The sequence below is a fragment of the Moritella viscosa genome, from assembly GCF_900120065.1.
Classification (GTDB): domain Bacteria; phylum Pseudomonadota; class Gammaproteobacteria; order Enterobacterales; family Moritellaceae; genus Moritella; species Moritella viscosa.
Genome location: NZ_FPLG01000029.1, coordinates 1 through 4,786, shown reverse-complemented (window position 1 = coordinate 4,786; position 4,786 = coordinate 1). Strand labels below are relative to the sequence as shown.

The 4,786-nt window shown below is 45.0% G+C and carries 6 protein-coding genes; all 6 read right to left on the bottom strand.

The window, feature by feature from the left end; all coding sequences use genetic code 11:
- Positions 1-110: 110 nt before the first annotated feature.
- Positions 111-755 carry a hypothetical protein gene (locus BT797_RS04350; RefSeq protein ID WP_075471183.1) on the bottom strand — a complete coding sequence of 215 codons (645 nt, stop codon included), beginning with the start codon at positions 753-755 and terminating at the stop codon, positions 111-113.
- On the bottom strand, positions 748-1,920 hold the full coding sequence (locus BT797_RS04345) for a baseplate J/gp47 family protein (protein WP_075471182.1): 1,173 nt from the start codon (positions 1,918-1,920) through the stop codon (positions 748-750). The genes BT797_RS04350 and BT797_RS04345 overlap by 8 nt, the downstream gene beginning before the upstream one ends.
- A 1-nt stretch (position 1,921) precedes the next feature.
- A complete protein-coding gene (locus BT797_RS04340) occupies positions 1,922-2,245 on the bottom strand; it encodes a DUF2590 family protein (protein WP_075471181.1) in 324 nt (107 codons plus the stop codon).
- Entirely contained in the window at positions 2,245-4,371 is a 2,127-nt protein-coding gene (locus BT797_RS04335) for a phage tail tape measure protein (RefSeq protein ID WP_075471180.1), read from the bottom strand. Before BT797_RS04335 ends, BT797_RS04340 begins: the two co-directional genes overlap by 1 nt.
- A gap of 20 nt (positions 4,372-4,391) precedes the next feature.
- The gene (locus BT797_RS23770) at positions 4,392-4,538 is read right to left on the bottom strand and encodes a DUF6890 family protein (RefSeq protein WP_019628769.1); all 147 of its coding nucleotides are present in this window, start codon (positions 4,536-4,538) and stop codon (positions 4,392-4,394) included.
- Positions 4,539-4,579: 41 nt separating this feature from the next.
- A partial coding sequence (locus tag BT797_RS04330) for a putative phage tail assembly chaperone (RefSeq protein WP_075471179.1) occupies positions 4,580-4,786 on the bottom strand: 207 nt, incomplete at its 5' end.

The following is a 4,786-nucleotide window of genomic DNA, read 5'->3' as shown; positions in this document are numbered from 1 at the left end:
AACACCAGTGTTGTTACATCAAGTCCCGTGTTTGCTAGCGCACACTGGGTGATATGTTGTTTACCAGCATTAGTAAGAATGCCGGTTACCTGTTGTTCAGACATAGAAACTTACTCCGTTGCAGTACTAATGCTGCTTTCTTTACTTAAAAATCCATAAACGGGCTGCAGTGTCAGTGGATGCTCAACCAGTGTTTTCAGTGGCATTAACGGCACTTTTTGTACATGGTATTGCACATCAATCCAACTTGGCGCTAAGCCACAATCAGCAAAACTGTGTACCGTAAATTCATAACGTCTGCAGGCGCGTCCATAGAGCTGGATTAATTCGGGCATCAGTTCACCGTATTTCGAGACAGTATGACTGCTAAAGTCGATTGCAATAATGTCCCAATCACGATTATCAATCCGTTCACTGACTTTGATGACATCGATACCAAGACGATTAAAGATAGCTTCAATCGTCGCTATCTCACCCGCATCGATTGTATTAACCAGTGCATGCTGGACCCGTTTTCTAAAAAACTCAGTCGGCTCGTTTGCCAGTCTTTCAGTCAAACGTTCCCAGGCTAACAATCCTAAAAATGGCTCTGCACTTTGCTGCTCATCTTTTTGTGCAACCGCCCACATCACCCAGTCTTTGGTATTGTGCCAATATTGCTGCGCGGCTTTCATTAACTGCTCGGCATGGCCCTTGTTTAACCAGGTAGCAATCTCTGGTTGTGATGGCGGAGCGCTTTGCTGAAATCTATCCATGCTGCACAACCAAGTGCGTAAGTGCCGGTAGCCATAAACCCGTTTTAATATCACCACAATCAAAATCGATACTGCGCAGTGCAGGGAATTGATTATGTAACTGCGCTTGTAACTGGCTCATGCTAAATAACGAATTTGGCCGCGTTCGTGTCGGTTGATACGCATCGTTTAACCGAAACGCTGCCTGGATAAAGGTTTTTATATCCACGCCAATATCGATGCTATTTGCATGTAATGAATACGTAGCCGTTATTACCTGCTCATGTGTCGGCATCGCGTATACTTTAAAATCATCACCGTGGCCATGATGGCCATCATCACGAATATGCTGATTTATTACTTTTAATAAACCAGTCGATACTTGCCCAACATTAAGGTAAATATACGCATTAGCGGTACCAGGGCCACGCGGCGCTTGGTTTACAATTTCAATATTTTCAACTGGTATGGCGAAGTCGCTGATTATCGATTTGTACACAGTATTGATATGCCATTTAGCGGCAGTGCCGAATACATTTCTTATTCTGTTTCGATATGCTTCTGTGCTTTCTTCATTCGCACCAGGGATAAGCAGCCAGTCTTTTTCATTACGAACCGTCACGCCCTCGATTGGGTTAACTAAGCGGTAATAACTGCCTACCGGTAAGTTATACGCCTGCCCAGTACCAACGGCTTGAGCCAACACTTCAATGACCGATTCACCTTCTTTAAATACCACAGCGCTAAGCGTACGTAACTGATATACAGTGCCGCCAATACTGTCACTTTCTACTAAGGCACCTGCAGGTATACTCAATACACCATCGTTATTAGTGCGCGTTAATGTCAGCATGCCTTTGGCCTTAATTGCATCCACAACAAAGACATTACGACTCGGGCCATGAAGCCCGATTAACGCACTGCGACTAGCCGTCATGATAAATAAATCAGGCATCAATATATGGGCAATCCAATCAAGTAAACCAACGACAGGTAAGGTAATTAAAGCTTTAACTGTGCGCCAAAACGGGCTAAACGGACTGCCATTCTCAACAATGATTTGTTGCTCGCTTAATACCTGGTCCCATTGCTGCTTGGCAACCGTCTCATTCACTGGTAACCCAGCATCGGCCATCATCTTTTTAAAATCAGGCACTATGTCCGGTGTTCTATTTTCATTGTTCATGCTACGCCCCTGCCCACTTCATTACGCCGTATTGCTTGGTTTGTGCTTCAATCGATAAGGTTTTATCACTGTTATAGCTAATTAAGATTGTGCCAGGCTTGAGTCTGTCGTCTTGTTCGACTTCGAGTTCTAAATCCGTCAGCACTGGCGCAATACCATTGACGTTACGCTGCTTCACTAACTTCACTAACAAACCACTTTCGATAATGCGGTGCTTAACATCTTGGCCAATGACTTTGGCCGCAGATAATTTGCCAGCACTGAGCGAGGAATTAAACACAAAATCCCCATCGATAATGTTTAAATCAACATGCATATTTATCATTAGCCGGCTAACTCCATTAACAGTTCAAAATCATGGTCAAGGTTGTCGCTTTTCATCACCACGTTATCGATATACACGCGCTTGCTGTTATCGGCGTTGCTATTACTGTTGTTATTCGTGTGTTGTTTGCTTTGCTGAAAATACTGGGTTCGCTGTATACGCGGACTGCTTACCTTAGCCAACTGATGGTTATTTTCTTGATATTGTTGAATACGCGCACTGTGCGCAGTTAATTCATTAAACGCTTGGCTTTCAGAAACAGAGGCTGCACTATTTATCTGACTAGCATTGCTATGCGTGCTGATTAGATTTTTTGCTGCAAATGTTTCACTGTTAAACGCTTGGTTTGCGGCTACAGGCAAGGTCGCTGTAACATGACTAATATCGCGATTGCTCAACTGATTCGCGTTTAATTCAGTCGGTATTGGGCCTGCTGTTTTGGTTATTTCTTCGACCTCAGCCTTCATGGTCATGTCTTTACCATCGATTAAACCCAGTGCTTCAAGCACCCATTTCACATTGTCAATCAGGGCTGTGAATACCAACATGACGCCATCAAATATCTTGATTAAACCTTGGCCCCAACTTGAGTCTTTAAAGGCCGCAACAATAGCATCCCAATAAAAAATAAGTCCCGCAACGGCAGCCACTAACGCCACAACACCTGCGATAACTATCCCAATCGGATTGGCAAGTAATGCAGTATTAAATAACCAAGTCACGCCCTGCGCCGCTAACATAGCGCCACGATACAGACCGATAACCGCAAGATAAGCACCCATCACGGCAATGTTGCCTAAGAACCCCATCACCCGCAGTGCGACTAACCCCATTTGCCATAACTTTGTTGAGATAGCAGCGCCATTAGTAACGACGCTCAACCCAATCAATGCAAAGCGATAGATACCGATTATCATGTTCATGGCGCTAAACGCCATCATTAAGCCAATAACACCAACAGCCGCCGCGCCAAGTACACCCGTTAATGTTGGGAATTCTTGGGTTAGCCATATCACGCCACCTAACATAGCAACCAGCATGTCGACAACCGGTTCAATAATCGGTAACACCGCTTGACCCATCGCCGTTGCTGCGCCATTTAATGAACCGCTAAACCTGTCCCAGGGAGTAGCAATGATATTGGCCATTTCACTGGCCTTAGATGCATCCGTTACACTAGTTAGTTCACTAATACCTTGTTTCAGTTTGGCTGTTTTTGTACTTAATATATCGACAACCCCCGCAGCGTCAGTTGAACCAAATGCTGTATTTAAAATATCGCCTCTGGCAACACTACCGACCCCTGCTAACCTTTGGTTAATACGTTCAAGCACGATATCCATACTCAGCATATCACCCTGGCTATTGGTGAGTTCTATGCCTAGTTTTTTCTGCGCTTTACCAATACCGTCAATGAATGACGCATATTTAGTGCCGGCTTCGGAACCTGACTTAAGCACCAGCTGCAGTTCGCCCAGCACCGCAAATTGTTCTGCGGCATCTATACCTCGATTCGTCGCTTTTGCGCCTAATGAACTAAAAGCCGACTCCATTTCTGCGCCGGTGGTTTTGTACATTTGCACGGCTTTCGCAGTTTGCCCTGCAATCTGATTCACCCAGTCGGACTTGCCCATTTTATTGGCGGTTTTTTCAAAGATGCCGTACATGGCCCCCATATAACTGGTGATAGTGCTGGCGTCCGCTTTCGTGGCAACCGCTAATACATTGGATGCCTTGGTAAAGGAGGCAAGTTCATCACCGGTTAGCCCGGATATGGCAGACTGAATATCGTAAGCACTGCGCACGAACTCTGCTGAGTTACCGCCAAACTGTGTGGTAAACTCAAACGCGGTTTTAGTTAATTTGGTTAAATCTTCGTTGGCCACGCCCAGTGTTTGTACTTCACCAAGCGCAGCAACATGATCAATAGCCGGTGACAAACTGCTGACCAGCGCAATAGCACCGCCTGCAGTCCCCATAAAACCGCTCATCATTTGGTTTTGAGCACTGGCCGTTTGGGCGCTAAGTTGGTTTATCTTGTCCATGATCTTATTCACTGGCCCTGTTGCTTTATCAACAACGCCAATGGTGTACATGAGTTTTTCCAACTTGCTTAATGCGCTCATTCGTTCCCCTCACCAGTGACTTAACCACTATCTAACGCCATGCAAATACCATTGTTGATGGCGATTTGCTGCTTTTCTTGATTATCGTTTTCCAAAAACAGTGCCTGGGCTAAACTATCTTCAGTGGCTGCGCTGTGTGGTAGCCATTTTTGCTGATAGGCGAGCAACTGATCTAAACGGTTTCTGCTTATCTCTTTTGCTCGCTGTTCTATTTTTTTACGGTAATGTTGAATTCCGGTTGATACTCTTCAACCACACTGCCGACTAAATGCAGCGCTGCACCCGGGAGAGCTAACATTTCTTTCAATGTTGATTTGCACTCGTTATCAACCACCGTCATTAAGAAGTTGGTCGCGGGCTGAATTTTATTAACCTGGTTACTTTGGTTTAAAAACTTGTTGTAAGCCGTTACGTT